The sequence below is a fragment of the Collinsella stercoris DSM 13279 genome (assembly GCF_020735465.1).
Lineage (GTDB): Bacteria > Actinomycetota > Coriobacteriia > Coriobacteriales > Coriobacteriaceae > Collinsella > Collinsella stercoris.
Genome location: NZ_CP085935.1, coordinates 1,208,335 through 1,232,240, shown reverse-complemented (window position 1 = coordinate 1,232,240; position 23,906 = coordinate 1,208,335). Strand labels below are relative to the sequence as shown.

Sequence of the window (23,906 nt, the reverse complement as noted above, 5' to 3'; positions counted from 1 at the left end):
TTAGTATCAATGCGCCTTTCCGAGAAACAGAACGGCGGACGCCCGTAGGTATAAAATGTAGGGTCGCATTGGGGTGGGTTCGGCAACCCTTCGTTTATAGAAAGGAATGAGGAACGTGTATAAGATGAAGCATGGCATGAAGCGCGTGCTTGCGGGCGTTGTCGCCGCTGTTTTCGCAGTGACGTGTCTAGTCGCCCTGCCGGCTCGTGCGTATGCGGCGGGGGGCCATAGCATCTTTTCAATAGATGCTGGACGCAAGTACTTCTCCGCCGATCAGCTCAAGCAGATCATCGATCGTGCTGCAAAGAACGGTTACACCGATGTCCAGCTGATTCTCGCAAACGACGGCATGCGTTTCTTCCTCGACGACATGTCAATTGAGGCCGACGGCAAGGTCTACGAGAGCGATGCTGTCAAGGCCGCCCTCACCGCCGGTAACGACTCCTATTACAAGGACCCCAACGGCAACGCTCTCACTGAGGCGGAGATGAACGACATCATCTCTTACGCCAAGGCGAAGGGCGTAGGTATCGTTCCGGTCATCAATAGCCCGGGCCACATGGACGCACTGCTGGTCGCCATGAAGGAGCTCGGAATCGAGAACGCGGCGTACTCGAATAGTGATAGGGTCTCGGTACGCACCGTCGATATCACCAATCAGAAAGCCGTCAACTTCTTGTATGCCATGCTGCAGAAGTACGTCACCTACTTCGGCAATGCCGGTGCCTCTGAGTACTTCAACTTTGGTGCCGATGAGTTTGCCAATGATGTGTTTTCTGATCCCGGCTGGGGTGAGATCCAGCGGAACGGCGAGTACAAGAATTTCATCGAGTACGCTAACCACGTTTGCGGCATCATCAAGGACGCCGGCATGAAGCCGCTGTGCTTCAATGATGGCATCTATTACAACCAAAAGACTAATTTTGGCGCATTCGACCAGGACCTTACCGTGTCCTATTGGACTTCTGGTTGGTGGGGCTTCTACGTTGCCAAGCCGGAATTCCTGCAGCAGCAGGGCCTCGAAATTCTCAACACCAATGATGCATGGTATTGGGTGCTTGGCCACATCTCGGATGGCGGTTATCACTTCAACAACGCGATGAGCAACATCGAAAAGAAAGGCTTCAACGAGGTGACGGGTGCCAGTGGCACCATCCCGACGATCGGCAGCATGCAGTGCGTCTGGTGCGATGAGCCTTCTAAGCCGCATGACATGGAGCGCATCTTCCAGCTCATGGACGCGTTCAGCGCAAAGCACGCCGAGCATATGCCCAAGCCTGCGGATTACGCCAAGGTCGATGAGGCTCTCGCGACCGTGCCCGAGGATCTCTCCATTTATACGCCGGAGTCTCGCAAGGCCGTTGAGGACGCCGTTGCCGCTGTCAAGCGCGGCTACAAGGCGGATAAGCAGGCCGAGGTCGATAAGATGGCTGCGGACATCAATGCTGCCATCGATGCCCTTGCGTTCCGACCTGCTGATTACTCGGCAGTGGACGCAGCCCTCGCTCGCGTCCCCAAGGACCTTACTGGATATACGGACGCGACGCGTGTGACGGTTCAAAATGCGGTTGCTTCCGTGAAGCGTGGCTATACAGTCGATAAGCAGGCTGATGTCGATGCGATGGCGGCGGCAATCAACGCTGCCGTGGACGGTTTGGTTAAGAAGCCTGTTGTCAAGCCAGAGCAAAAGCCGAGTAGCAAGCCCGTGCTCAAGCCGTCCGAGAAGTTGCCCCAGACGGGCGACCCCGTCCAGATTCTTGCGGTCGCGTCCGCTGGTCTGAGCGTGCTCGGCATGGGTCTGCTCGCGAGCCGTCGCAAGGCGTAATGCAGGGCAGAAGGCCCAAATAACCACGATTCCCCAATGCGACTCATTGTCATGGGGCTCTCGCAGTTGCGGGAGCCCCTTTGCATTGCGGCTGGACGAGAGGTCACGCGTGCGCGTGAGCATTCGCGCGACGCAGGGGCCACAGACCCTTGCGATCCTCATTGTGGAGACTCTGCGGAATATGCCCCAAATAGGGAAACGCCCGGACGCGTGGTCTGTTGACCGGGCACGTACACGCGCGTACCATAGCAAGTCGCGTGTTTTGTGGGAGGATGCTGACGCCCCTTAATATGCCGTTGCACATGGAATGGAAGCTGGATATTTCGAGAAGGAGTACGCTTTGCCTACTATCAACCAGCTGGTTCGCCAGGGCCGCCGCTCGGTCCCCAAGAAGTCCAAGAACGCCGCTCTCAAGAGCAACTCCCAGAAGCGCGGTGTGTGCACCCGCGTGTTCACCACGTCCCCCAAGAAGCCGAACTCCGCTCTTCGCAAGGTTGCCCGTGTGCGCCTCGTGAACGGCATCGAGGTCACCGCTTACATCCCCGGCGAGGGTCACAACCTGCAGGAGCACTCCATCGTGCTCGTCCGCGGCGGTCGTGTTCGCGACCTGCCTGGTGTGCGTTACCACATCATCCGCGGCTGCTACGACTGCGCCCCGGTTGCCAACCGTAAGCAGGCTCGTTCCCACTACGGTGCCAAGCGCCCGAAGTAATCGAGCTTCTAGACCCGATCCCATTCAGATAGAGGAGATTCAATATGCCGCGTCGTGCAGCTAAAACTCACCGCCGCGAGGTCCAGCCTGATGCTGTTTACAACAACCGCCTCGTGACGCAGCTCATCAACAAGGTCCTTCTGGACGGCAAGAAGGCCACCGCCGAGCGCATCGTCTACAGCGCGTTCGAGATGGTCGCCGAGAAGACCGGTGAGGACGCCCTCGCCGTCTTCAAGAAGGCCATGGACAACATTAAGCCCACGCTCGAGGTCAAGCCCAAGCGTGTCGGTGGCGCTACCTACCAGGTCCCCATGGAGGTCAACGCCCGTCGTTCCACCCAGCTCGGTATCCGCTGGATGGTCAACTTCTCCCGCGCCCGCAAGGAGAAGACCATGGCCGAGCGCCTTGCCGCCGAGATCATCGACGCCTCCAACGGCGTTGGCGCTTCCGTGAAGAAGCGCGAGGACGTCTTCAAGATGGCCGAGGCCAACCGCGCGTTCTCTCACTACCGCTGGTAATCTCTAGGAAGGAACTGACTCATGGCTAAGCCCAAGTACAAGCTTTCCGAGACCCGTAACATCGGCATCATGGCCCACATCGATGCCGGTAAGACCACCACGACCGAGCGCATCCTGTACTACACCGGTAAGAAGCACAAGATCGGTGAGACCCATGAGGGCGCTGCCACCATGGACTGGATGGTTCAGGAGCAGGAGCGCGGCGTTACCATTCAGTCCGCCGCCACCACCTGCTTCTGGCCCAAGGACGGCAAGAGCTACCGCATCCAGATCATCGACACCCCCGGCCACGTGGACTTCACCGCCGAGGTCGAGCGCTCCCTGCGCGTTCTCGACGGTGCCGTCGCCGTGTTCGACGCCGTTGCCGGTGTTCAGCCGCAGTCCGAGACCGTGTGGCGCCAGGCCCGCAACTTCAACGTCCCCCGCATCGCGTTCATCAACAAGTATGACCGCGTGGGCGCCGACTTCTTCCACGCCATCGACACCATGAAGGAGCGCCTGAACGCCAACGCCGTTGCCATTCAGGTCCCCATGGGCGCCGAGGACAACTTCTGGGGCGTCATCGACCTCGTCACCATGACCGCTTGGGACTTCAAGCCGGATGACAAGGGCATGACCTATCCCGAGGCCATGGACGAGATCCCGGCCGAGTTCGCCGAGATCGCCGCTGAGAAGCGCGAGGAGCTCGTCGATGCCGCCGCCAATTACGACGACGACCTCATGATGATGGCTCTTGAGGGCGAGGAGATCCCCGTCGAGATGCTCAAGGCCGCCATCCGCAAGGGCACGCTCGCCAACGAGCTGAACCCCGTCCTGGTGGGCTCCGCCTACAAGAACAAGGGCGTTCAGGAGCTCCTCGACGCCGTCGTGGACTACCTGCCCAGCCCGCTCGACGTCCCGGCTGTCGAGGGCGTCAACCCCAAGACCGGCGAGACCGAGACCCGCGAGGCTTCCGCCGATGCCCCGTTCGCCGCTCTGGCCTTCAAGATCGCTACCGACCCGTTCGTCGGTAAGCTCTCCTTCTTCCGCGTGTACTCCGGCCACGTGGACGCCGGTTCCTACGTGGTCAACGCCACCAACGGCAACCGCGAGCGCTTCGGCCGCATCCTCGAGATGAACGCCAACGATCGTGTCGACGTCGACGGCGCCTCCGCCGGCGACATCCTCGCCGCCGTTGGCCTGAAGAACACCACCACCGGTGACACCCTGTGCGCCGAGGGCAAGGAGATCGTCCTCGAGCAGATCGAGTTCGCCAAGCCCGTTATCGACATCGCCATCGAGCCCAAGACCAAGGCCGAGCAGGACAAGATGTCCATCGCGCTCACCAAGCTCGCCGAGGAGGACCCGACCTTCCAGGTGTCCACCAACCACGAGACCGGCCAGACCATCATCGCCGGCATGGGCGAGCTGCACCTCGAGATCATCGTCGACCGTCTGCTCCGCGAGTTCAAGGTAGAGGCCAACGTCGGTAAGCCGCAGGTCGCCTACCGTGAGGCCCCGGGTCACGACGTCGAGAAGGCCGAGGGCAAGTTCGTCCGCCAGTCCGGTGGTCGCGGTCAGTACGGCCACGCCGTCATCAAGCTCGAGAAGATGGAAGAGGGCTTTGGCTACGAGTTCGTCAACGCCATCGTCGGCGGTGTCGTGCCCAAGGAGTACATCCCGTCCATCGACAAGGGTATCCAGGAGGCGCTGAACACCGGCGTCATCTCCGGCTACCCGGTCGTCGACGTCAAGGTCACCCTGTTCGACGGCTCCTACCACGAGGTCGACTCTTCCGAGGCCGCGTTCAAGATCGCCGGTTCCATGGCTATCAAGGACGCCCTCAAGAAGTCCGACCCGATCCTCCTCGAGCCCTGCATGGCCGTCGAGGTCGAGACCCCCGAGCAGTACATGGGCGACGTCATGGGCAACCTGTCCGGTCGCCGTGGCAAGATCGAGGGCATGGACGACCGCGCTGGCAGCAAGGTCATCCGCGCCAAGGTGCCGCTGGGCGAGATGTTCGGTTACGCCACCGACCTCCGCTCCCAGACCCAGGGTCGCGCTTCCTACACCATGCAGTTCGACTCCTATGAGCCGGCTCCCAAGTCCATCGTGGATGAGGTCATGGCCAAGAACGGTACCAACTAAGGTCCCTCGCTCGTACTTGTAAGCACACCGCGAGGGTGCCCTCGCTATTCCCTGTTGGAGGTTACGTTGTCCACCCAGAAGATCAGGATTCGCCTGAAGGGCTATGACCACGAGGTCGTGGATCAGTCCGCCAAGCTCATCGTCGAGACCGCCCAGAAGACCGGCGCCCGCGTCTCTGGTCCCATTCCGCTGCCGACCGAGCGCAACCTGTACACGGTCATCCGTTCGCCCCACGTGAACAAGGACTCCCGTGAGCAGTTCGAGATGCGCACCCACAAGCGCCTCATCGACATTCTCGACCCCACCCCCGGCACCGTCGATTCGCTCATGCGCCTCGACCTGCCCGCGGGCGTTGACATCGAGATCAAGCTCTAAGAGTTGCGCTCTTTTGCTTGACCGCGCGTCGAGTATTCACGCAAAGGCCGCTACCCACAGGGGTGGCGGCCTTTTGGTTTTGTCGTGGCGCGGTGCTACCATGGGTGCTTCGCTGGTAAGGAAGGATGTTGGATATGGTCGAATGGGTACTTGCACGGGCGGGGGAGGACCGCTCAAAGGTCGGTTCTCTGGCCGGTATGGTCTGCATCTCGCTCAACGTTGTTCTATGCTGCGCTAAGGGCGCCATCGGCGTGCTCTCCGGGTCTGTCTCCATCGTGGCCGACGCGCTCAACAACCTGAGCGATGCGAGCTCCAACATCGTGAGCGTCCTCGGGTTCAAGCTGGCGAGCAAGCCCGCCGACCCTGAGCATCCGTACGGTCACGGTCGCTATGAATATCTATCCGGGTTGGTCGTGGCGGTGCTGGTGCTGCTTATCGGCATTGAGCTCATCCGCTCCTCGATTGAGAAGATCATCGCGCCCACGCCTGTCGAGTTCTCGGCCGCGCTCGTCGCCGTGCTGCTGCTCTCCTGTGCCGTCAAGTTGTGGATGGCGCATTTCAATAAGCGCTTGGGCGATGCCATCGATTCCGAGACGCTGCGCGCCACGGCGCAGGATTCAAAAAACGACGTCATCGCGACTGCGGCGGTTCTGGCGTGTTCGGTGATGGCGCACCTCACGGGACTCGCGCTCGATGCGTGGGTGGGTTTGGCCGTGGGCGCCTACATTGGCTGGAGCGGCTTCGAGCTCATTCGCGACACCGTGAGCCCGTTGCTGGGGCAGGCCCCCGACCCCGCGCTGGTCTCCCACATCCGCTCCAAGATCATGGGATATCCCGGTGTGCTGGGCACGCATGACCTCATGGTGCACGATTACGGCCCCGGCAGGCAGTTCGCCAGCGCGCATGTTGAGATGGCCGCGGAGGCCGACCCCATGACCAGTCACGATACGCTCGACAATATCGAGCAGGCGTTCAAGGACGAGGATGGGCTCATCGTCACGCTGCATTACGATCCCATCGTGACGCACGATCCCCATCTGGTCGACATGCGCAATCGTATCGACGCCGCCGCCAAGACGCTTGACGCGCACCTGTCCATTCACGACCTGCGCACGGTCCCGGGTCCCACGCACACCAATGTGATCTTCGATTGCCTGCGTCCCGAGGATTGCCCGCTTGGCGCCTCAGAGATCAAGGAACGCCTCTCGAGCCTGGTTATCGAGGCGTATCCCGAGGCGGTGCCCAAGATCACCATCGACGAGGATTACGTGAGCGCTGCTCAATAAGATGCTGCAGAGGTTTATGAATGCGACGAGCCGTTCATCGAATGGTTCGATTTGTATAACGGGTATATCCAGGCCTAAACTAGCGTAAAGGACCCGGGCGATTTGACGGGTAAGATGTTCCGTGGCGCGGTGAATCAGGAATCCATGATCAAGCTTGAGTGCTCGGGCGCGGGCATGCTCGTATGCGATCCCATATTGCTGCACGTGCTGTTACTCGACTTGGCGGAGTGGGGGCTTATGCGCGTGCGCTATGCCTCTCAAGCCAGGTCACGATGTCGCCAGACTCGTACAAGGGTTCGCCATCGATGAACAGGCAGGGAACCTGGCGCTTTCCACCTACGCTGATGAGCGTTGCCTCCGCCTCTTCATCGTCGGAGATGTTCTTGAGGGTGATGGCGCCCTCAATGCCAAGGTCCTTCATGTGCCTGAGAACCCTTACGCAAAACGGGCAGGTCGGGCGGTAATACAACACGAGGTCGTGTGAGTCGAGCATGGGCTCCTCCAAGTAACTCTTATCGACTAACATTTAGCGATATACCCACGCAGCCGCGAAGGTAACCCCAGATTGGGGACGGGCGCCACATTGAGGCAGGCGCGCCTCAATGTGGCGCCCGTCCCCAATCTGGGGCGTATTGGTGAGGGGGTTGCCGCGGGTAGGGGGAAATCTCAAACTGGCCCTTGGGGCCTGGGCACGACGGCTCAAGGGGCGATTGCGCGAACGCGAAAGCCGCGAGTGCAGCGCCCTAGCGAAGATCATGGCGCATGATCAGGGTTTCCCGGGAGCCGTCCGGGCCCACGGCATCGCTTATGTCGGTGCGCACGGGAAGAAGTCCGCACTTTTCCATCACGCGGTGCGATTTTTCATTGCAAATGAAGTGGTCGGCCCAAATTGTGTGGGCTTTAAGATCGACTCGGGCATGCTCGATAAGGCGCTCAAGGGCCTCGGGAGCGTAGCCGTGGCCCCAGTGCTCCTCTCCAATCCAATATCCAACGGAATAATCGTTGTCAGACGGGAGATACGGACAGTCTTCACGCGTTTTAAGACCGATCGCTCCGATGAGCTCGCCCGTATCACGCAGGGTTATGGCGTATTGCTCCGGTCCGCGCAAGATGTTGCAGAGGATATCGAGGCTCTGCTCGACACTCTCATGCGCGGGCCATCCGGCGGCCGGCCCGACCTTGGGGTTGCGCGCCAGGTTATAAAGAGCAGGCGCATCGCTGTCGAGCCAGGGGCGTAGGATGAGACGCTTGGATATGAGCTCCATGGGTGTGCCTTTCCGATGGGATGGGGTGAGTATGGGGACGCTCGAATGGGGCCGGATACTCATTGTGAGACGGGTTCTCGGCGATTATGGGTTCTGACGTGCGGCTTTCCATACGCAGCTTGCTTTCCGCAAGCCTTCAGGCAGCCTGCATTTTTCGTTCTTGGCGCTAAGAATAGCTGATTGGGACTTCAATTGACGGGAAGGTTGCAGAAGGGGCTGCGGAGGGGGCTTTCCATGGGTTGGCGTGCGGACATGTTTGGCTTTTTGTAGTCGGTGCTGTGTTTGCGTATGCGTAGCGTCGACTTGATAATTATAAGAGAACGTACGTTCTACGAACACATGTACTATACTATAAAGAAGAAAAAGAAAGGGGAGGGCATGGTTGTAATACTTTCGGGAAGCGGTAGTATATCTGTAATGCAGAAGTACTGGTGATGAAGATGACGTTTCGAGACGAGTGGCTTGAGGCCTTTTGGGAAGACCCTGTTTCGAAAACATCGTCGACGATCCCCTCTGAGCTTCGGAAGACGCTGTACCGCAAGTTGCAAATGCTCGACGCTGCATGCGCAGCGTGCGATTTGCGTGTTCCGCCCGGTAATCGGCTGGAAAAACTCCGAGGCGATCGGGAGGGTCAGTACAGCATCCGCGTCAACCAGCAATGGCGTCTTTGTTTTAGATGGGCGGCAGGCGAGGCGAAGGAGGTTGAGCTTTGTGACTACCATCGATGAGGTTATTTCAACCCCTGGCGAGATACTTCGCGAGGAATTTCTTGAGCCAATGGGGATTAGCCAGTATCGCCTGGCGAAAGCGATAGGCAAGTCGCAGTCCGCCATTTCCGACATCGTGAACGGGAGGCGCTCGATTACCCCTGAGATGGCGTGGCTGTTTGGCGCCGCATTGGGTACGACCCCGCAGTTTTGGCTTAACTTGGAGGCGTCCTATCAGCTCAAGATGCTTGAGTATAAGGGAATGCCGGAAGTGGTCGCATTGGCGTAATTCTAAGAAGCGTTGTCGACCAATGTGAGCGACGGCGCTTGCCGGTGCCAAGTGTGGTCTACGAGAGATGTGAGACATACTTCTGGCTGAGGATGGGCGCTCAATTGAGACGGAGTACTTCATTTGAGCGCTCACCCCCAAATTGAGGTTGGAAAAGAGCCGCCGCCCGGACATATGATCCGGACGGCGGCTTTTGCTATGCGCGGCAAATGCGCTAACGGGCTGGCCTTTGAGTGGGCGCCTTACGAGAAGTAGGCCACGCCGCTCTCGAACAGGGGCATGAACTTCTCGCCGGGGACGTTCTTGTACAGGCCGTCGCCGCGGCGCTCGACGTGGCCCATCTTGCCGAACACGCGGCCGTCGGGGCTGGTGATGCCCTCGATGCAGGCGACGGAGCCGTTGGGGTTTACGTCGAGGTCCATGGACGGCATGCCCGACACGTCGACGTACTGCGTGGCGATCTGGCCGCCGGCGCGCAGCTGAGCGAGCACGTCGTCGTTGGCGACGAAGCGGCCCTCGCCGTGAGAGATGGCCACCGTGTAGAGCTCGTCGGGGTCGCACTGGGAGAGCCACGGAGACAGGTCGCTGCAGATGCGGGTGCGCACGAGGCGGCTCTGGTGACGGCCGATCTGGTTGAAGGTCAGCGTCGGGGCGTCGGCGGTGGCATCGACGATGTCGCCGTAGGGCACGAGGCCAAGCTTGACGAGCGCCTGGAAGCCGTTGCAGATGCCGAGCATCAGGCCGTCGCGGGCCTGGAGCAGGTCGCGCACGGCCTCGGTGACCTCGGGTGCGCGGAAGAACGCGGTGATGAACTTGGCGGAGCCGTCGGGCTCGTCGCCGCCGGAGAAGCCGCCGGGGATCATGACGATCTGGGACTCGCGGATGCGGCGGGCGAGCTCGCGGGTGGACTCGGCGACGTTCTCGGGCGTGAGGTTGTTGATCACGAAGACGTCGGCCTCGGCGCCGGCGGCGCGGAAGGCACGGGCAGAGTCGAACTCGCAGTTGTTGCCCGGGAACACGGGGATGATCACGCGGGGCTTGGCGATCTTGAGCCCGCCGTAGGTGGCGCGGATGCGACCCTCCTCCTCGCAGCGGTAGCGTTCCTCGGGGATGAGCTCATCGGGGGCGTTGACGTCATCGGCGGCGCTGCGGTAGGGGAACACGCCCTCGAGCGCGGACTCCCAGGTCTCCTGCAGCTCGCACAGGTCGAGCGTCTCGCCGTAGCCGACGAGCTCGTACTCGGAGGTGGTGCGGCCGAGCTCCACCACGGTCACACCCTCAACCTCGGGCAGCTCGGCGTCATCGGCGAGCTCCACGATAAAGCTGCCGTAGGAGTGGTCGAACAGGTCGCGTGCGCCCTCGAGCTCGTAGTAGGCGTCGGCGAGCTCGAAGCCGATGCGGTTGCCCAGGCAGGCCTTGAACACGATCTCGGCCAGGCCGCCGAAGCCGGCGGTGGACACGGAAAGGGCGTGGCCCTCGCGCACCAGGTCCTCAACGGCATCGAAGGCGGCGAGCAGCGAGGTGGTCTCGGGCAGTAGGTCGTCGACCTGGTAGCCAGGCTGGATGAGCGCGACGCGATGGCCCGCGCCCTTGAACTCGGGGGACACGATGTGGGCGAGCTTGTCCACGGCGACCGCGAAGGACACGAGGGTGGGCGGAACGTCCAGGTCCTCGAAGGAGCCGCTCATGGAGTCCTTGCCGCCGATCGCGCCCGCGCCAAGCTCGACCTGCGCCATGAGGGCGCCGAGCACGGCGGCCATGGGCTTACCCCAGCGCTCGGGCACGTCGCGCAGGCGCTCGAAGTACTCCTGGAAGGACAGGTAGACCTTCTCATGGTCAAAGCCGGTCGCAACGAGGCGCGAGATGCTCTCGACCACGGAGAGGTAGGCGCCGCGGTACTGGTCGGCGTCCATGATGTAGGGGTTGAAGCCCCAGGCCATGCCGGAGACCGTGGTGGTCTCGCCGTCGACCGGGAACTTGGCGACCATCGCCTGGTTGGGGGTGAGCTGCCGCTCGCCGCCGAAGGGCATGAGCACCGTGGCGGCGCCGATGGTGGAGTCGAAGCGCTCGGAGAGGCCCTTGTTGGAGCACACGTTGAGGTCGCCGACGAGCTCGGTCATGGCGTCATGGAAGGACTCGCAGGTCTCGGCGCCCGGCACCATGGGGACGGTGCTCTCGTAGATGCCCTCGAGGCTGCCGAACTCGGCGAGCGCGGCCTCGGCGAGGTCGCTTTCGGGGGCGATGGGCGCGATGCCCTGGCCGAGCACGTGCACGTCCTGGTGCTTGGCGGCGCCGTTGGAGTCGAGGAACGCGCGGGTGAGGTCCACGATCGCGTCGCCCTGCCATGCCATGCGCACACGGGGCTCGTGGGTGACCTCGGCGATCACGGTCGCCTCGAGGTTCTCCTCCGCGGCGTAGCCCATGAACTCCTCGACGTCCTCCTCGGCCACTGCCACGGCCATGCGCTCCTGGGACTCGGAGATGGCGAGCTCGGTGCCGTCGAGGCCGTCGTACTTCTTGGTGACCATGTCGAGGTCGATGTAGAGGCCGTCGGCCAGCTCGCCCACGGCGACGGACACGCCGCCCGCGCCGAAGTCGTTGCAGCGCTTGATGAGGCGGCAGGCGTCGCCGCGGCGGAACAGGCGCTGCAGCTTGCGCTCCATGGGGGCGTTGCCCTTCTGGACCTCGGCGCCGTCCTTCTCGATGGACTCGACGTTATGGGCCTTGGAGGAGCCGGTGGCGCCGCCGATGCCGTCGCGGCCGGTGCGGCCGCCGAGCAGGATGATCTTATCGCCGGGGGCGGGGCACTCGCGGCGCACGTGGCTCGCGGGGGCGGCGCCCACCACGGCGCCGACCTCCATGCGCTTGGCCATGTAGCCGGGGTGGTAGAGCTCGGACACCTGGCCGGTCGCCAGGCCGATCTGGTTGCCGTAGGAGGAGTAGCCGGCCGCGGCGGTGGTGACGAGCTTGCGCTGGGGCAGCTTGCCGGCGATGGTCTCGCTCACGGGCACCGTGGGGTCGGCCGCGCCGGTGACGCGCATGGCCTGGTAGACGTAGGAGCGGCCCGAGAGCGGGTCGCGGATCGCGCCGCCCACGCAGGTGGCGGCACCGCCGAAGGGCTCGATCTCGGTGGGGTGGTTGTGCGTCTCGTTCTTGAAGAGGAAGAGCCAGTCCTGGTCCTCGCCGTCGACGTCGACGGTCACGCGCACGGTGCAGGCGTTGATCTCCTCGGACTCGTCGAGCCCGGTGAGGGTGCCCTGGGCCTTGAGCCACTTGGCGCCGATGGTACCCATGTCCATGAGGCAGATGGGCTTCTCGTCGCGGCCGAGCTCGTGGCGCATCTCCAGATAGCGGTCGAACGCGGCGGCGACCACGGAGTCGTCGATCTCGATGTTCTCGAGCACAGTGCCAAAGGTGGTGTGGCGGCAGTGGTCGGACCAGTAGGTGTCGATCACGCGGATCTCGGTGATGGTGGGGTCGCGGTCCTCGTCCTTGAAGTACTGCTGGCAAAACGCGATGTCCGCCTCGTCCATGGCGAGCCCGCGGTCGGCGATGAACGCGGCCAAGCCCTCGGCGTCGAGCTCGCGGAAGCCCTCGATGACCTCGACCGGCTCGGGCTCGGGCACGTCGGTGGCGAGCGTCTCGGGCAGCTCGAGCGCGGCGATGCGCGACTCGACGGGGTTCACCACGTAGCCTTTGATGGCCTCGACGTCGGCCTCGGTGAGCTCGCCCTCGAGCAGGTACACGCGGGCGGCGCGCACGGTGGGGCGCTCGCCCTGGGAGATGAGCTGGACGCACTCGCTGGCGGAGTCGGCGCGCTGGTCGAACTGGCCGGGGAGCGCCTCGACGGCGAAGACGGGGCCGTTTGCGGCGGGGAGCTCGGCGGAGGCGATGTCGACCTGCGGCTCGGAGAACACGGTGGGCACGCAGCGGGCGAACAGCTCCTCGTCGATGCCCTCGACGTCGTAGCGGTTGATGACGCGCAAGGCCGTGAGCGCCTCGATGCCTAGGGTGTCGCGGAGCTCGGCGAGCAGTTGCTGCGCCTCGACGTCGAACCCGGGTTTTTTCTCTACGTACACACGAGAGACCATTGAGTCCTGCCCTTCTTTTGGACGGGTTGGGCCGTTGGCGGCGGCCGATGCGCGCGGGCGGCAAACGCCCTGTTGCACCGCCTTGAACCAAACGGATTGCTAACCTCTCAATAATACGCCACGCCGCCCGCTTGTCGCGCACCGCCCCGGTGAAATTGGGGACGGGTACGTTTTGCACATGACGGGCGCGCGTTGCGGACGCTCACGGACGCGCCGGCGGGGGTGCGCGGCCCGCCGGGAAGGCGTTTGCGGCCATATCGCGGCCCGCCCGCCCCGGCTTCACTGGTTCATAACCACTCTTACAGCAATGTCACGGTGCGGTAAGTCTTGCTTAAGGGTCGCGGGGGCACAATGGGCGCAATGCGCGGGCCCCTGTAACCCCCTCTTGCCAAATGGGCGTCGGGGGGGGGGGTAGGCTCTTTGCGGCGGCGTCGGACGGGACGGGGCGTTCGCGAGCCTTTGCGCGCGCCGCGCCATGGGCGGGGACGCCGAGGGGTTCCGCCCAACGAGACACCTGGAGATTGCCATGAGATACCTGGAATTGATCGAGAAGACGGCGCTTGAGCGACCGGATGCCGAGGCGGTGCGCGTCTCGACGGGCGTGCACCTCACGTATGGGGAGCTCTGGGCGTCCTCCGAGGCGTTGGCGCTCGCCATCGCGCGGCGCGTCGAACCGGGTTCGCCGGTGCTGGTGTACGGCAACAAGGATCCGCTCATGGTGGCGGGATTCCTCGCGTGTATGAAGGCCGGGTGCCCGTACGTACCCGTGGATTGCTTTTCCGTCCCCGCGGAGCGGGTGGCGAGCATCGCCCGGCAGATCGCCGGCGGCTGCTCCGCCCCGCTGGTCTTGGCGGTCGAGGAGTTCCCTCGCGTCGATGACATGCCGCCGGTGGAGGTCCTTACGCATGAGGACCTGTGCCGCATCGTGGGCGCCGGGTTTCGTGAGGGCTCAAAACGATCGGGCTGGATCTTAGGGGAGGACATCGCCTATATCCTGTTCACGTCCGGATCGACGGGTGACCCCAAGGGCGTCGAGGTGACGGCCGCGTGCTTTGACAACTTCTGCGCGTGGAACGTCGAGCTGTCGCGCCGCGGCGGCGAGGCGCCGTGCGGTGTGGACGGCGCCGCGCCCGCCGACGTATGGGTCGACCAGGCGCCGTTCTCCTTCGACCTGTCGGTGTTCGAGCTCGCCGGCGCCCTGGCGACGGGCGGTACGTTGTTCTCGCTCGCGCACGAGACCCAGCAGAGCATGGCGTCTCAGATGGAGGCGCTGGCCGCGTCGGGGGCGACCGTCTGGGTGTCGACGCCCTCGTTTGCGGGGATGTGCCTGGCGAGCGCCGAGTTCGCGCAGGACCTCATGCCTGCGCTGCGGCTCTTCCTGTTCTGCGGCGAGACCCTGCCCAACGCCGTCGCCGCCCGCCTGCTCGAGCGTTTTGGACGCGCCCGCGTGGTGAACACGTACGGCCCCACCGAGTCGACGGTCGCGGTGAGCGCGGTCGATGTGACGCCCCGGATGGCGGCGTCGCGCGAGCCCCTGCCCGTGGGCGCGCCGCGCCGTGGGACGCGCCTGCGCATCGTCGATGCCGAGGGGCGCGATTGCGCCGCCGGCGTGTTCGGCGAGGTGGTGATCGAGGGCGATACCGTCGCGCGCGGGTACTACCGCCGCCCCGACCTCACGGTGGCGGCGTTCGGCGCGGCGGAGCTCGGGGGCGCCCCGGTGCGCTCGTACCGCACGGGCGACGAGGGCTGCTTGGACAGCGAGGGAATGCTCCATTTTCGCGGGCGCCTCGACCTGCAGGTCAAGCTCAACGGCTTTCGCATCGAACTGGGCGAAATCGAGGAGCATATACGCCGCCTGCCCGACGTGGCGGCGGTCGCCGTGGTCGCCGAGCAGCGCGACGGCAGGGTCGCGCACCTGGTGGCGCACGTGGTTCCCACCGGCCCGCTCGCGCAGACGCCGTTTCGCGCCGGCCTCGCGCTCAAGGAGCAGCTCAGGCGAACGCTGCCCCATTACATGATCCCCAAAAAGATCGCGTTTTGCGAGGCGCTGCCCCTGACGGGCAACGGCAAGGTCGACCGCCGCGCGCTCGTGGGCGCGCCGGCGAAGGCGTAGCGGCGCATGGGCTTTTACACCTCGCCATCGTTTTTCCTGGCGCTCGCCGTCCTCGTGGTCCCGGCCGCCGCGCTCGGTCTGACGGGCCGGCGCATCAAGCCGTACGGCATGGCCGCCTCGTGTGCCATGCTCGCGCTGCTGTTTGCCGGCGACCCGCGCGGCCTCGCCGCGTTCGCGGTCTTTCTGGCGGCGGCGTCGGCGAGCGCCTATGCGGTCTGGCACAGCTGGGTGCGACCGGGAGGGTCCAAGAGCCTGGCGGTGTATCGCGCGTCGCTTGCGGCGACCGTTGCGCCGCTGGTCATATATAAGGTGGGTGCGGTGTTCGACCAGAACCTGCTGGGGTTCATCGGCATCTCCTACCTCACCTTCAAGGCCGTGCAGGTCCTCATCGAGATGCGCGATGGTCTCATCGAACGCCTGGCGCCGCTCGACTACGCCTACTTTCTGACGTTCTTCGCGACCTTCACGTCGGGTCCCATCGACCGTTCGCGGCGGTTCATGGAGGACGCGGACGCGCGTCCCGACCGGCGCGCCTACGCGGACCTGCTCACGCGCGGCGTGCTCATGCTGTTTGCGGGCGCGGTCATGCAGCTCGTGCTCGCCACCATGGCACGGGGGTTCTACGACCCGGCGTCGGCCCCCGCAGGCGTGCTCACCGTCGACGCGCTCGCGGTCCCCGCCGCCGTGCGCGAGGTGGTGCGCGCCTACGGTTACGCGGCGTACCTGTTTTTCGATTTCGCGGGGTATTCGCTCATGGCCGTGGGCGCGAGCTGCTGCTTTGGCATCGCCACGCCCGCCAACTTCCGTGCGCCGTACGTGGCGGTGGACATCAAGGACTTTTGGAACCGCTGGCACATCACGCTTTCCACGTGGCTGCGCGATTTCGTCTTCATGCGCTTTGTGCGCACGGCGACCAAGCGCAAGCTGTTCGCGAACCGGGTGCAGACCGCGTGCGCGGGCTACCTGGTGAACATGGCGCTCATGGGCGCGTGGCACGGCCTGACCGTCGACTACCTCGCCTACGGCGTGTACCACGGGCTCTTGCTCGCAGCGGCGGAGGTCTACCAAAAACGCTCGGCGTTCTACAAGCGCCACCGCAGGGAGCGGTGGTACCGATTGCTGTCGTGGTTCATCACGATGCAGCTCGTCGTGCTGGGGTTCGCCCTGTTCTCGGGGCAGATAACAACGCTGGTGTGCGCGGCGCTGCGCGGCCGTTAGCCGCATGCGTGGCGAAGGGGCGTGGCCGCTCTTCCCGCCATACAGGGTGTTCAGACGCGCCATATGCGCGTGAGAGAAAGGATATGGACATGGATAGAAACGAATTGGAGAGCAAGGTGCTCGACATGCTGGAGGACATCTGCGCGGACGACGCCGTGCGCGAGGAGCGCGACGTCGACCTGTTCGACGCCGGTTTGCTCGACTCGCTCGCCGCCATCGAGGTGTTCGTGGGCATTGAGGAGAACTTCGGCGTGGAGATCGCGCCCACGGCGGTCGAGCGCAAGGAGATGAACACCGTGAACAAGATCATCGACCAGATCGCGGCGCGCCTGTGAGCGCCCTGCGATGCGCGGCCGGCGCGCAAGGGACGCTCGGCAAGGCGCTCACGCGCGCTGCGGGGGTGCCTGCACGCGTCCGCACATGGTTTTACTCGGACGCGACGAGCGCCGCGCTCGCCTGGCTGGCCGCCATTGCGCTCTGCGCCGGCGTGCTCGCCTGGTTCTTTGTCGCATCGCCGTATGGCGCCCCTGCCGCACCGGTCTATGCCGAGTTCTAGGTCCCGCCGCTCTTCCATGCGCGCAAGGGGGCGGGCCCCTTCTGGGCGGAGGCCCCGTGCGCGTGGGGCGGCGATGGCGTGTGGGACGGCGATGGCGCGTGGGACGGCGATGGCGTTGGAAAGGAGGTCCTCATGATCAAGCGCATCGCGGCGGTTGCCGCCGCCCTGCTGTTGAGCCTGGCATGCATGGTGTTCGCCGTGCTTGGGGGAGGCGTGGCGCAGCTGCCCTCGGGTGAGCTGCGGAGCGCCTATCCGGGGTACGACCAGGTGGCGAGTTGGAATTTCATGGCGGGGCAGTATCGGTCGCTGCGCGATGCCGGCAAGAACCCGCGGCTCGTCTTTGGGTCCTCCGAGCTCAAATCCAAGACGGCGGGCGCGGCGCACCCCGGGCGGCTTTTCGCCGACGGCCGGTACGGGGAGACGTCGGTTATAGCGGGCCGTGCGGGCGTGAACGACCTGTGGCAGGCGATCGAGGTGGGGGCCTTTGCGCCCGAGATGCCCCGCGGGGACAGGCGCGCGGTCATCTTTGTGAGCATGCAGTGGTTCATGTGCTACCGCGATCCGAGCTCGACGTTTCCCGGCGTGTTCTCGCAAGGGGCCTATGATGCGTTCATGGGCAACGAGGCGATTTCGGACGACGTGAAGAGCCGGGTCGCCGAGCGCGTGCGCGCCTACGGCGTCCCCGATGCCGAGGTCTCCGGGGAGGGGCCGCTCGTCCAGGCGATCGGCGGCATCGACCGGGCCGCGTCCTCGCTCGCGTCCGATGTGCGCTTGGCCGCCTCGCTGCGCTGGAAGGACGCGCATCGGGAGCCGGCCCGCGCCGAGGGCGGCTCGCGCATGCCGATGGACCACGGCCTCGCGGCGCCCGATGGGGGTGCCGGTGCCCCCGGTGTCCACGGTTCATCGACGGATTCCGCACCCAATTGGCAGGCCCTGATCGCCGAGGGGCGCGCGTGCGCCGAGCGGGCCTCGCAGGGCAACGAGTACGGGTTTTACGACTCGTGGTACCGTTCGAGCTATCGGGGCTGGTTGGCGGGCGCCCAGAAAAACTGGAAGGTCGCCGATGGAAAGTACTGGAGCACCGAGGAGCTTGAGGACTTCGAGCTCATGCTCGAGGTGTGCCGCCAGACGGGAGTTGAACCCTTGGTGGTGATCCAGCCGGTCAAGGGCGCCGCGTACGATCAGACCGCGTACACGCGCGACGCCCGCGCGGATTACTACGACATGATCCGCACGGCGTGCTCGCGCGCGGGCGCGCGGGTCGCGGATTTCTCCGATAAGGAATACGACCCGCTCTTTTTGCGCGACTATTCGCATCCGTCGGCATACGGCAGCGCGTGCTACTCCCAGGCGATGTGGGAGTTCTGGACGGCGAGTGAATAGGTCCAGACGGACGCGCAGCGTATGTGCGGATGGGGAAGGGACCGTTGCGCGGGCTGAATCGCATGGGCAAAACGGGTATAAGGAGCCACAATCACGCACGTAGCCCGAAAGGTCCCCCACGCAACCATGTTCGATCAAAAAACGCGCCGCGCCCTCTTCCTCATCGCCTTCGGTGTTTGCCTGTACGCGGCCATGATGCACCTCGATGTGGTGCTCGGCGCGCTTTCCGCCGCCGTCGACATCTTTTTCCCGGTGCTGCTGGGCCTGGGTTTTGCCTTTGTGCTGAACGTGCCGGTTTCGGGCATGGAGCGGCTGCTGCACCGCGCGGTGGGCCTTGTGCCCGAGGGGCGCCGCCCCGGGGAGGGCGCGATCACCATGGCGAGCATCGTGCTGGTGCTCATCGCCATCGCCGGCGTCGCCGTCCTGGGCGTGACCATGCTCGTGCCCGAGCTGATCGCGTCCGCGCGCACCGTCGCGCCCCTGTTGGCGGAGCGCCTGCCCGAAATCGAGGAGAGCCTCGTCGCCAACGGCGTCGATGTGGAAAAGCTGGCGCAGTTCTTCCAGGGAGCTGGTGCCTCCTCCGCGACCGCCGCCGCGGGGTCCGGCGCGCAGGGCCTGCTGAACCTTGGCCTGGGATCGATCGCGTCCTCGGTGTTCGCCGCCGCGCGCTCCACGGTCTCGGTGCTCTCCAGCAGCGTGTTCGCCTTCGTCATCGCGGTATATGTCCTGGCGAGCAAGCGCACGCTCGGCAGGCAGGTGAATCGCGTGATGGACGCGCACCTGGCGCCCGGGCACGCCGCGCGCATCCGCCACGTCGCCTCGCTCGCGACGGACACGTATTCCAAGTTCCTCTCGGGCCAGTGCCTCGAGGCGTGCATCTTGGGAACCCTCATCTTCTTGGCGTTCTCGCTGTTCCGCCTGCCCTATGCGGGGCTCATCGGCTTTCTCACGGCGCTGTTCGCCTTCGTGCCGTATGTCGGCGCGTTCGCCTCGTGCGCCATCGGCGCGTTCCTCACGCTGCTCGCCTCGCCCGAGCACGCGCCGCTGTGCGTAATCGTGTACCTGGCCGTCCAGTTCATCGAGAACCAGTTCATCTACCCGCATGTGGTGGGGTCCTCGGTGGGGCTCTCAGCGCTGTGGACGCTCATCGCCGCGCTGGTGGGCGGCAAGCTGTTCGGCATCGTGGGCATCGTGTTCTTCATCCCCATCGTGGCGGTTTTGTACGAGCTGTTCCGTCAATGGACCAATGCGCGCCTGGCCGAGCGCGAGGCGCGTGGCGGCGCCGCGGCGCGATAGCATCGGCGGGTCGCGGCGCGGCAACCTCGGCACGCGGTTGTGCGGTGGCCTCGGCGGGCGGTAATGCGGTGGCCTTGGCGAGCGGTAGTGCGGTAGCTTTGGCGAGTCGGGGTGCGGCAGCCTTGGCGAGCGAGCGCGCGTCTCTTGAGCGGCCCCGTTCGCGAGCGGGCATCGTCTGGCGACGCCTTTCCTCCGGTGCGTCGTGCGGTGCGTCCGTCCAATTCAGTCAGTCCAATTCATACGGTTGTTTTCCGAAATGAGCGTGGCACCCCGCGCATCGGCCGCGAAAAGCTACCATGGAGTGCGAAAACGATTGCGGGCCACCATGGCGCGCGGCGACCTCGATCTCGCCGACGCAGGTGCAGGCCGCAGGGACGAGACGGGGCTCTATGATCGACATTCGTGATATCCGCAAAACCTATACCACCGGCGATTTGGTCCAGCGCGCCCTCGACGGGGTGTCGGTGACGTTTCGCGACAGCGAGTTCGTGGCGGTGCTCGGGCCTTCCGGTTCGGGAAAGACCACGTTCCTGAACATCCTGGGTGGCTTTGACCGTGCGGATTCCGGCGACATCGTGGTGAACGGCGTGTCCACGCGCGACTACGGCGATGCGGAGTGGGACACCTACCGCAACCATCGTGTGGGGTTCATTTTCCAGAGCTACAACCTCATCCCGCATCAGACAATTCTCGCCAACGTGGAGCTTGCCCTCACGCTCGCCGGCGTCGACCGTGCCGAGCGCACGCGCCGCGCCACGGCGGCGCTCGAACGCGTGGGGCTGGGGGCGCACATCAACAAAAAGCCCGCGCAGCTCTCCGGCGGGCAGATGCAGCGCGTGGCCATCGCCCGCGCGCTCGTGAACGACCCCGAGATCGTGCTCGCCGACGAGCCCACCGGCGCGCTCGACACCGAGACGGGCATCCAGGTGATGGACCTGCTCGCCGAGGTCGCGCGCGAGCGCCTGGTGATCATGGTTACGCACAACCCGCAACTCGCCGAGGATTACGCCACGCGCATCGTGCGCATCCAGGACGGGCGCATCGTGGGCGACACGAACCCCGTCACGCCCGAGGAGGCGGCGGCGTCTCGCCGGGAGGCCGCGCGTGGCGAGGACGGGAGCCTGGGAGGCGAGGGGTCCGGTGCGCCCGCAAAGGGTCCGGCGCGCCGCTCGTCCATGAGCCTGCTCACCGCGCTCTCGCTCTCCTTCAACAACCTCATGACCAAGAAGGGCCGCACCATCATGACGGCCTTCGCGGGTTCGATCGGCATCATCGGCATCGCGGCGATCCTGGCGCTCTCCAACGGCGTGAACGGCTATATCGCCAAGGTCGAGCAGGACACGCTGTCGAGCTACCCGCTCACCATTGCCCGTCAGAGCTACGACCTCACGAGCATGATGACGGGGGACGGCGGTTCCACTTCGGGCGAGGATGCGGACGGTGCGGCGGGGGAGGACGCGGCCGGCGACGACACGGCTTCCGCCTCGCGCGATGACGCACAACCCGAGCCCGGCGACAAGATTCCCGTGTTCACGATGCTGTCCGACATGTTCGCCAGCGTGAAGTCGAACGACATGGCGAGCTTCAAGACCTTCCTCGACGAGGACGCCAAGGAGCTCGAGAGCGAGGTCTCGGCAATCCAGTACGATTACGGTATCACGCCGCTCGTGTATCGCCGGAACCCCGATGCCGATCCCGTCCGGGTATCGCCCAACGCCATGTCGACGGCCATGACCGGCGGGGCGAGCTCCGCGGCCATGGCGGGCACGATGATGACGGGCACCACCGCCTTCAACGAGATGATTGACAATCCCGAGTTGCTCGACGAGCAGTACGACGTGGTGGCGGGTCGCTGGGCGCGTTCCGCCGATGAATGCGTGCTCGTGCTCTCGAGCACCGGCAAGGTTTCCGATTACACCCTCTACAGCATCGGCGTGCTCGACCCCGCCAAGCTCGACGCCATGGTCGAGGGCGCCATGGGCGGCACGGGCGAGGTCGAGGTACCCGAGGCGGACGTGGACTTCACGTACGACGACGCGCTGGGCACGAGCTTCAAGGTCCTGAGCCCGGTCGATTCGTATCGCAAGAACGCCGAGACGGGTGGTTGGACCGACATGTCCGACGACGCCGCCTTTATGGCACAGCAGGTTGAGCGCGGCCTCGACTTGCGTGTTGTGGGCGTGGTGCGGCCCAGCCCCACCGCCAAGTCCGCCGCGCTCTCCCAGGGCATCGCCTACACGCCCGCCCTCACGCACGCGCTCATGGACCGCGCCACGGATTCCGAGATCGTGCGTCAGCAGCTGGCGAATCCCGAGGTCGATGTGTTCACGGGCAAGAGCTTTGCAACACTGCAGGAGGAGGCCAAGCGCGGCGTGGACTTGGAGAGCCTGTTCACGGTCGACGAGGCGATGCTGCGCAGCGCCTTCTCCATCGACGCCTCCGCGCTCTCCCAGGGGCTCGACCTAGCCGGTTTTGACCTGGCGGGCTTGAAGCTGCCGAGTGTGGACATCGACCTCTCGGGCGCGCTCGCGGGCGTGGACATCGAGTCGATTATCGCTGGTGCTCCCGCCCCCGACCTCTCGGGGATTTTGGGCGACTTGGGGTCCGACCCCGTGCTCTCGCCGGAGGAGCTGGAACGCGTGGCCGAGCTATCCGGTGCGTACGTGCAAGGGTTCCTGACGTATCTCATGAGCGGGGGAGGGGCGGGCCTCGATCCCTCGGCGCCCGATTTTGGCGAGAAACTCCTTGCGGCGTTTGCCGCATACGCGCAGACCGAGGAGGCCCGTGCAACGCTGGACGCCATCGCGGACATTGCCGGCAAGCCCGTCGCCGACCGCCTGGAGAGAATCGCCCGCGCGTACGTGAGCGACCAGCTCGCGCCGTACATGGCCCAGGCGTTCACGGGGTTGTTCGAGCAGGTGGGCGAGAGCATCGGCCAGGCTGTTTCGAGCCAGCTGCAGTCCGGTTTGGGAGCCGCGATGGGCGCCTTCGCCGAGCAGCTGGGCCCTCAGCTGGGTGAGCGCCTTGCCGCCAACATGCAGAACGCCTTCCATGTGGATGGCAGCGCCTTCGCCAGCGCGATCCACTTCAATATGGATGCCGACGACCTCGCCTCGCTCATGGCGAGCTACGCGAACTCCGGCAAGCTCACCTACGAGAACAACCTGGTGACGCTCGGCTACGCCGACGCGAGCGACCCTGCTGCCGTGAGCATCTATCCCGTGGACTTCGAGGCCAAGGAGACCGTCCTCGCGCACATCGACGCGTACAACGAGGACATGCGCGCGGACGGCGAGGAAGACAAGACCATCGTCTACACCGACTACATGGGCGTGCTCATGGGCAGCGTGACGAGCATCGTGAACATGATCTCGCTCGTGCTCATCGCCTTTGTGAGCATCTCGCTGGTGGTGAGCTCTATCATGATCGGCATCATCACCTACATCAGTGTGTTGGAGCGCAAGAAGGAGATTGGCATCCTGCGCGCGATGGGTGCGTCCAAGCGCAACATCGCCAACGTGTTCAACGCCGAGACCTTCATCGAGGGTCTCATCGCGGGCGTGCTGGCGATAGCCGTTGTGGTTGCCGTGTCGATTCCGGTGAACGCCTGGGCGCTCGCCAACCACCAGATCGAGAACGTGATGCAGCTGCCGGTGGCGTCTGCGCTCGGCCTCATCCTGATCAGCGTGTTGCTCACCGTGATCGCCGGCCTGATCCCCAGCCGCAACGCCGCCCGCCGCGACCCCGTCGAGGCTCTCCGCAGCGAGTAGCCCCCCAACCTCAGATTAGGGACAGTCCCTTTTTTGAGGTGAAAACTTCGGTGCACCTGGCTGCCATTCTTTCGGTTGGTTTTGGTTGCAAGGTGCACCGAAGTTCTGAAAGTGCTCCGAAGTTGAAGAAGTGCATCCAGGGTGCGAGCGGCTCGCCGACCCACTGAGGCACATAGAGCCGACCGTCCCTACCTGCAAAAACATTGCGAAGACAATATGGAGACGCCCGCGGGCGTGTATACTAATCAAGCTGTGTCTACTAGGAGGATTCTGCCTAGGCCATCTACCTGCGCAAATGGGTTGCCGCGGGTTGGGCGAGGGCGAATGCAAGCAGCAGGCGCAGCAGTCCGTATGTGGTCCTCTAGGGGCACGCGC

At 64.5% G+C, this 23,906-nt stretch carries 18 protein-coding genes; 15 read left to right on the top strand and 3 right to left on the bottom strand.

The genetic code is table 11. The features are described 5' to 3' along the window. Positions 1-106: 106 nt before the first annotated feature. From LK434_RS05315 to LK434_RS05290, 6 genes are all read left to right on the top strand, one after another. Positions 107-1,825 carry a family 20 glycosylhydrolase gene (locus LK434_RS05315; RefSeq protein WP_006720264.1) on the top strand — a complete coding sequence of 573 codons (1,719 nt, stop codon included), beginning with the start codon at positions 107-109 and terminating at the stop codon, positions 1,823-1,825. A gap of 340 nt (positions 1,826-2,165) precedes the next feature. Further along, positions 2,166-2,537, top strand: a complete 372-nt coding sequence (gene rpsL / locus LK434_RS05310; RefSeq protein ID WP_039910333.1) for a 30S ribosomal protein S12 — start codon at positions 2,166-2,168, stop codon at positions 2,535-2,537. Positions 2,538-2,581: 44 nt separating this feature from the next. Continuing rightward, the gene (gene rpsG / locus LK434_RS05305) at positions 2,582-3,055 is read left to right on the top strand and encodes a 30S ribosomal protein S7 (RefSeq protein WP_006720266.1); all 474 of its coding nucleotides are present in this window, start codon (positions 2,582-2,584) and stop codon (positions 3,053-3,055) included. Between the two features lie 21 nt (positions 3,056-3,076). Continuing rightward, positions 3,077-5,182: an elongation factor G gene (gene fusA / locus LK434_RS05300; protein WP_006720267.1), complete on the top strand. Its 2,106-nt coding sequence runs from the start codon at positions 3,077-3,079 to the stop codon at positions 5,180-5,182. Positions 5,183-5,248: 66 nt separating this feature from the next. Further along, positions 5,249-5,557, top strand: coding sequence for a 30S ribosomal protein S10 (gene rpsJ / locus LK434_RS05295; RefSeq protein WP_040360531.1), 309 nt, complete (start codon positions 5,249-5,251; stop codon positions 5,555-5,557). Positions 5,558-5,691: 134 nt separating this feature from the next. Continuing rightward, a complete protein-coding gene (locus tag LK434_RS05290) occupies positions 5,692-6,843 on the top strand; it encodes a cation diffusion facilitator family transporter (RefSeq protein WP_040360532.1) in 1,152 nt (383 codons plus the stop codon). 235 nt (positions 6,844-7,078) lie between these two features. Here LK434_RS05290 and LK434_RS05285 read toward each other — a convergent pair whose 3' ends face one another. Together LK434_RS05285 and LK434_RS05280 are read right to left on the bottom strand one after the other, a co-directional pair. After that, the gene (locus tag LK434_RS05285; RefSeq protein ID WP_040360533.1) at positions 7,079-7,336 is read right to left on the bottom strand and encodes a glutaredoxin family protein; all 258 of its coding nucleotides are present in this window, start codon (positions 7,334-7,336) and stop codon (positions 7,079-7,081) included. A 250-nt stretch (positions 7,337-7,586) separates the two neighbouring features. Then, entirely contained in the window at positions 7,587-8,108 is a 522-nt protein-coding gene (locus LK434_RS05280) for a GNAT family N-acetyltransferase (protein WP_006720271.1), read from the bottom strand. Between the two features lie 434 nt (positions 8,109-8,542). On the opposite strand from LK434_RS05280, the gene LK434_RS05275 reads away from it, so the two are divergent. Together LK434_RS05275 and LK434_RS05270 are read left to right on the top strand one after the other, a co-directional pair. After that, complete coding sequence (locus tag LK434_RS05275) at positions 8,543-8,836, top strand: type II toxin-antitoxin system RelE/ParE family toxin (protein WP_006720273.1); 294 nt, start codon at positions 8,543-8,545, stop codon at positions 8,834-8,836. Continuing rightward, positions 8,820-9,104: a HigA family addiction module antitoxin gene (locus LK434_RS05270; protein ID WP_040360534.1), complete on the top strand. Its 285-nt coding sequence runs from the start codon at positions 8,820-8,822 to the stop codon at positions 9,102-9,104. The genes LK434_RS05275 and LK434_RS05270 overlap by 17 nt, the downstream gene beginning before the upstream one ends. A gap of 242 nt (positions 9,105-9,346) precedes the next feature. On the opposite strand, the gene LK434_RS05265 is transcribed toward LK434_RS05270, so the two are convergent. Beyond that, a complete protein-coding gene (locus tag LK434_RS05265; RefSeq protein ID WP_006720275.1) occupies positions 9,347-13,195 on the bottom strand; it encodes a phosphoribosylformylglycinamidine synthase subunit PurQ in 3,849 nt (1,282 codons plus the stop codon). Between the two features lie 526 nt (positions 13,196-13,721). Here LK434_RS05265 and dltA point away from each other — a divergent pair. From dltA to LK434_RS05230, 7 genes are all read left to right on the top strand, one after another. Then, entirely contained in the window at positions 13,722-15,308 is a 1,587-nt protein-coding gene (gene dltA, locus LK434_RS05260; protein WP_227917897.1) for a D-alanine--poly(phosphoribitol) ligase subunit DltA, read from the top strand. 6 nt (positions 15,309-15,314) lie between these two features. Beyond that, positions 15,315-16,526, top strand: coding sequence for a D-alanyl-lipoteichoic acid biosynthesis protein DltB (gene dltB / locus LK434_RS05255; RefSeq protein WP_006720278.1), 1,212 nt, complete (start codon positions 15,315-15,317; stop codon positions 16,524-16,526). Positions 16,527-16,615: 89 nt separating this feature from the next. After that, positions 16,616-16,861: a D-alanine--poly(phosphoribitol) ligase subunit DltC gene (gene dltC, locus LK434_RS05250; protein ID WP_083784185.1), complete on the top strand. Its 246-nt coding sequence runs from the start codon at positions 16,616-16,618 to the stop codon at positions 16,859-16,861. Beyond that, the gene (locus LK434_RS05245) at positions 16,858-17,082 is read left to right on the top strand and encodes a hypothetical protein (RefSeq protein WP_006720280.1); all 225 of its coding nucleotides are present in this window, start codon (positions 16,858-16,860) and stop codon (positions 17,080-17,082) included. The genes dltC and LK434_RS05245 overlap by 4 nt, the downstream gene beginning before the upstream one ends. 132 nt (positions 17,083-17,214) lie before the next feature. Continuing rightward, positions 17,215-18,465, top strand: coding sequence for a D-alanyl-lipoteichoic acid biosynthesis protein DltD (locus LK434_RS05240; RefSeq protein WP_227917896.1), 1,251 nt, complete (start codon positions 17,215-17,217; stop codon positions 18,463-18,465). 126 nt (positions 18,466-18,591) lie between these two features. Continuing rightward, positions 18,592-19,761 (top strand): AI-2E family transporter, encoded by a 1,170-nt coding sequence (locus LK434_RS05235; RefSeq protein WP_227917894.1) that lies wholly within the window; start codon positions 18,592-18,594, stop codon positions 19,759-19,761. Positions 19,762-20,150: 389 nt separating this feature from the next. Continuing rightward, complete coding sequence (locus LK434_RS05230; protein ID WP_006720284.1) at positions 20,151-23,531, top strand: ABC transporter ATP-binding protein/permease; 3,381 nt, start codon at positions 20,151-20,153, stop codon at positions 23,529-23,531. Positions 23,532-23,906 lie beyond the last annotated feature (375 nt).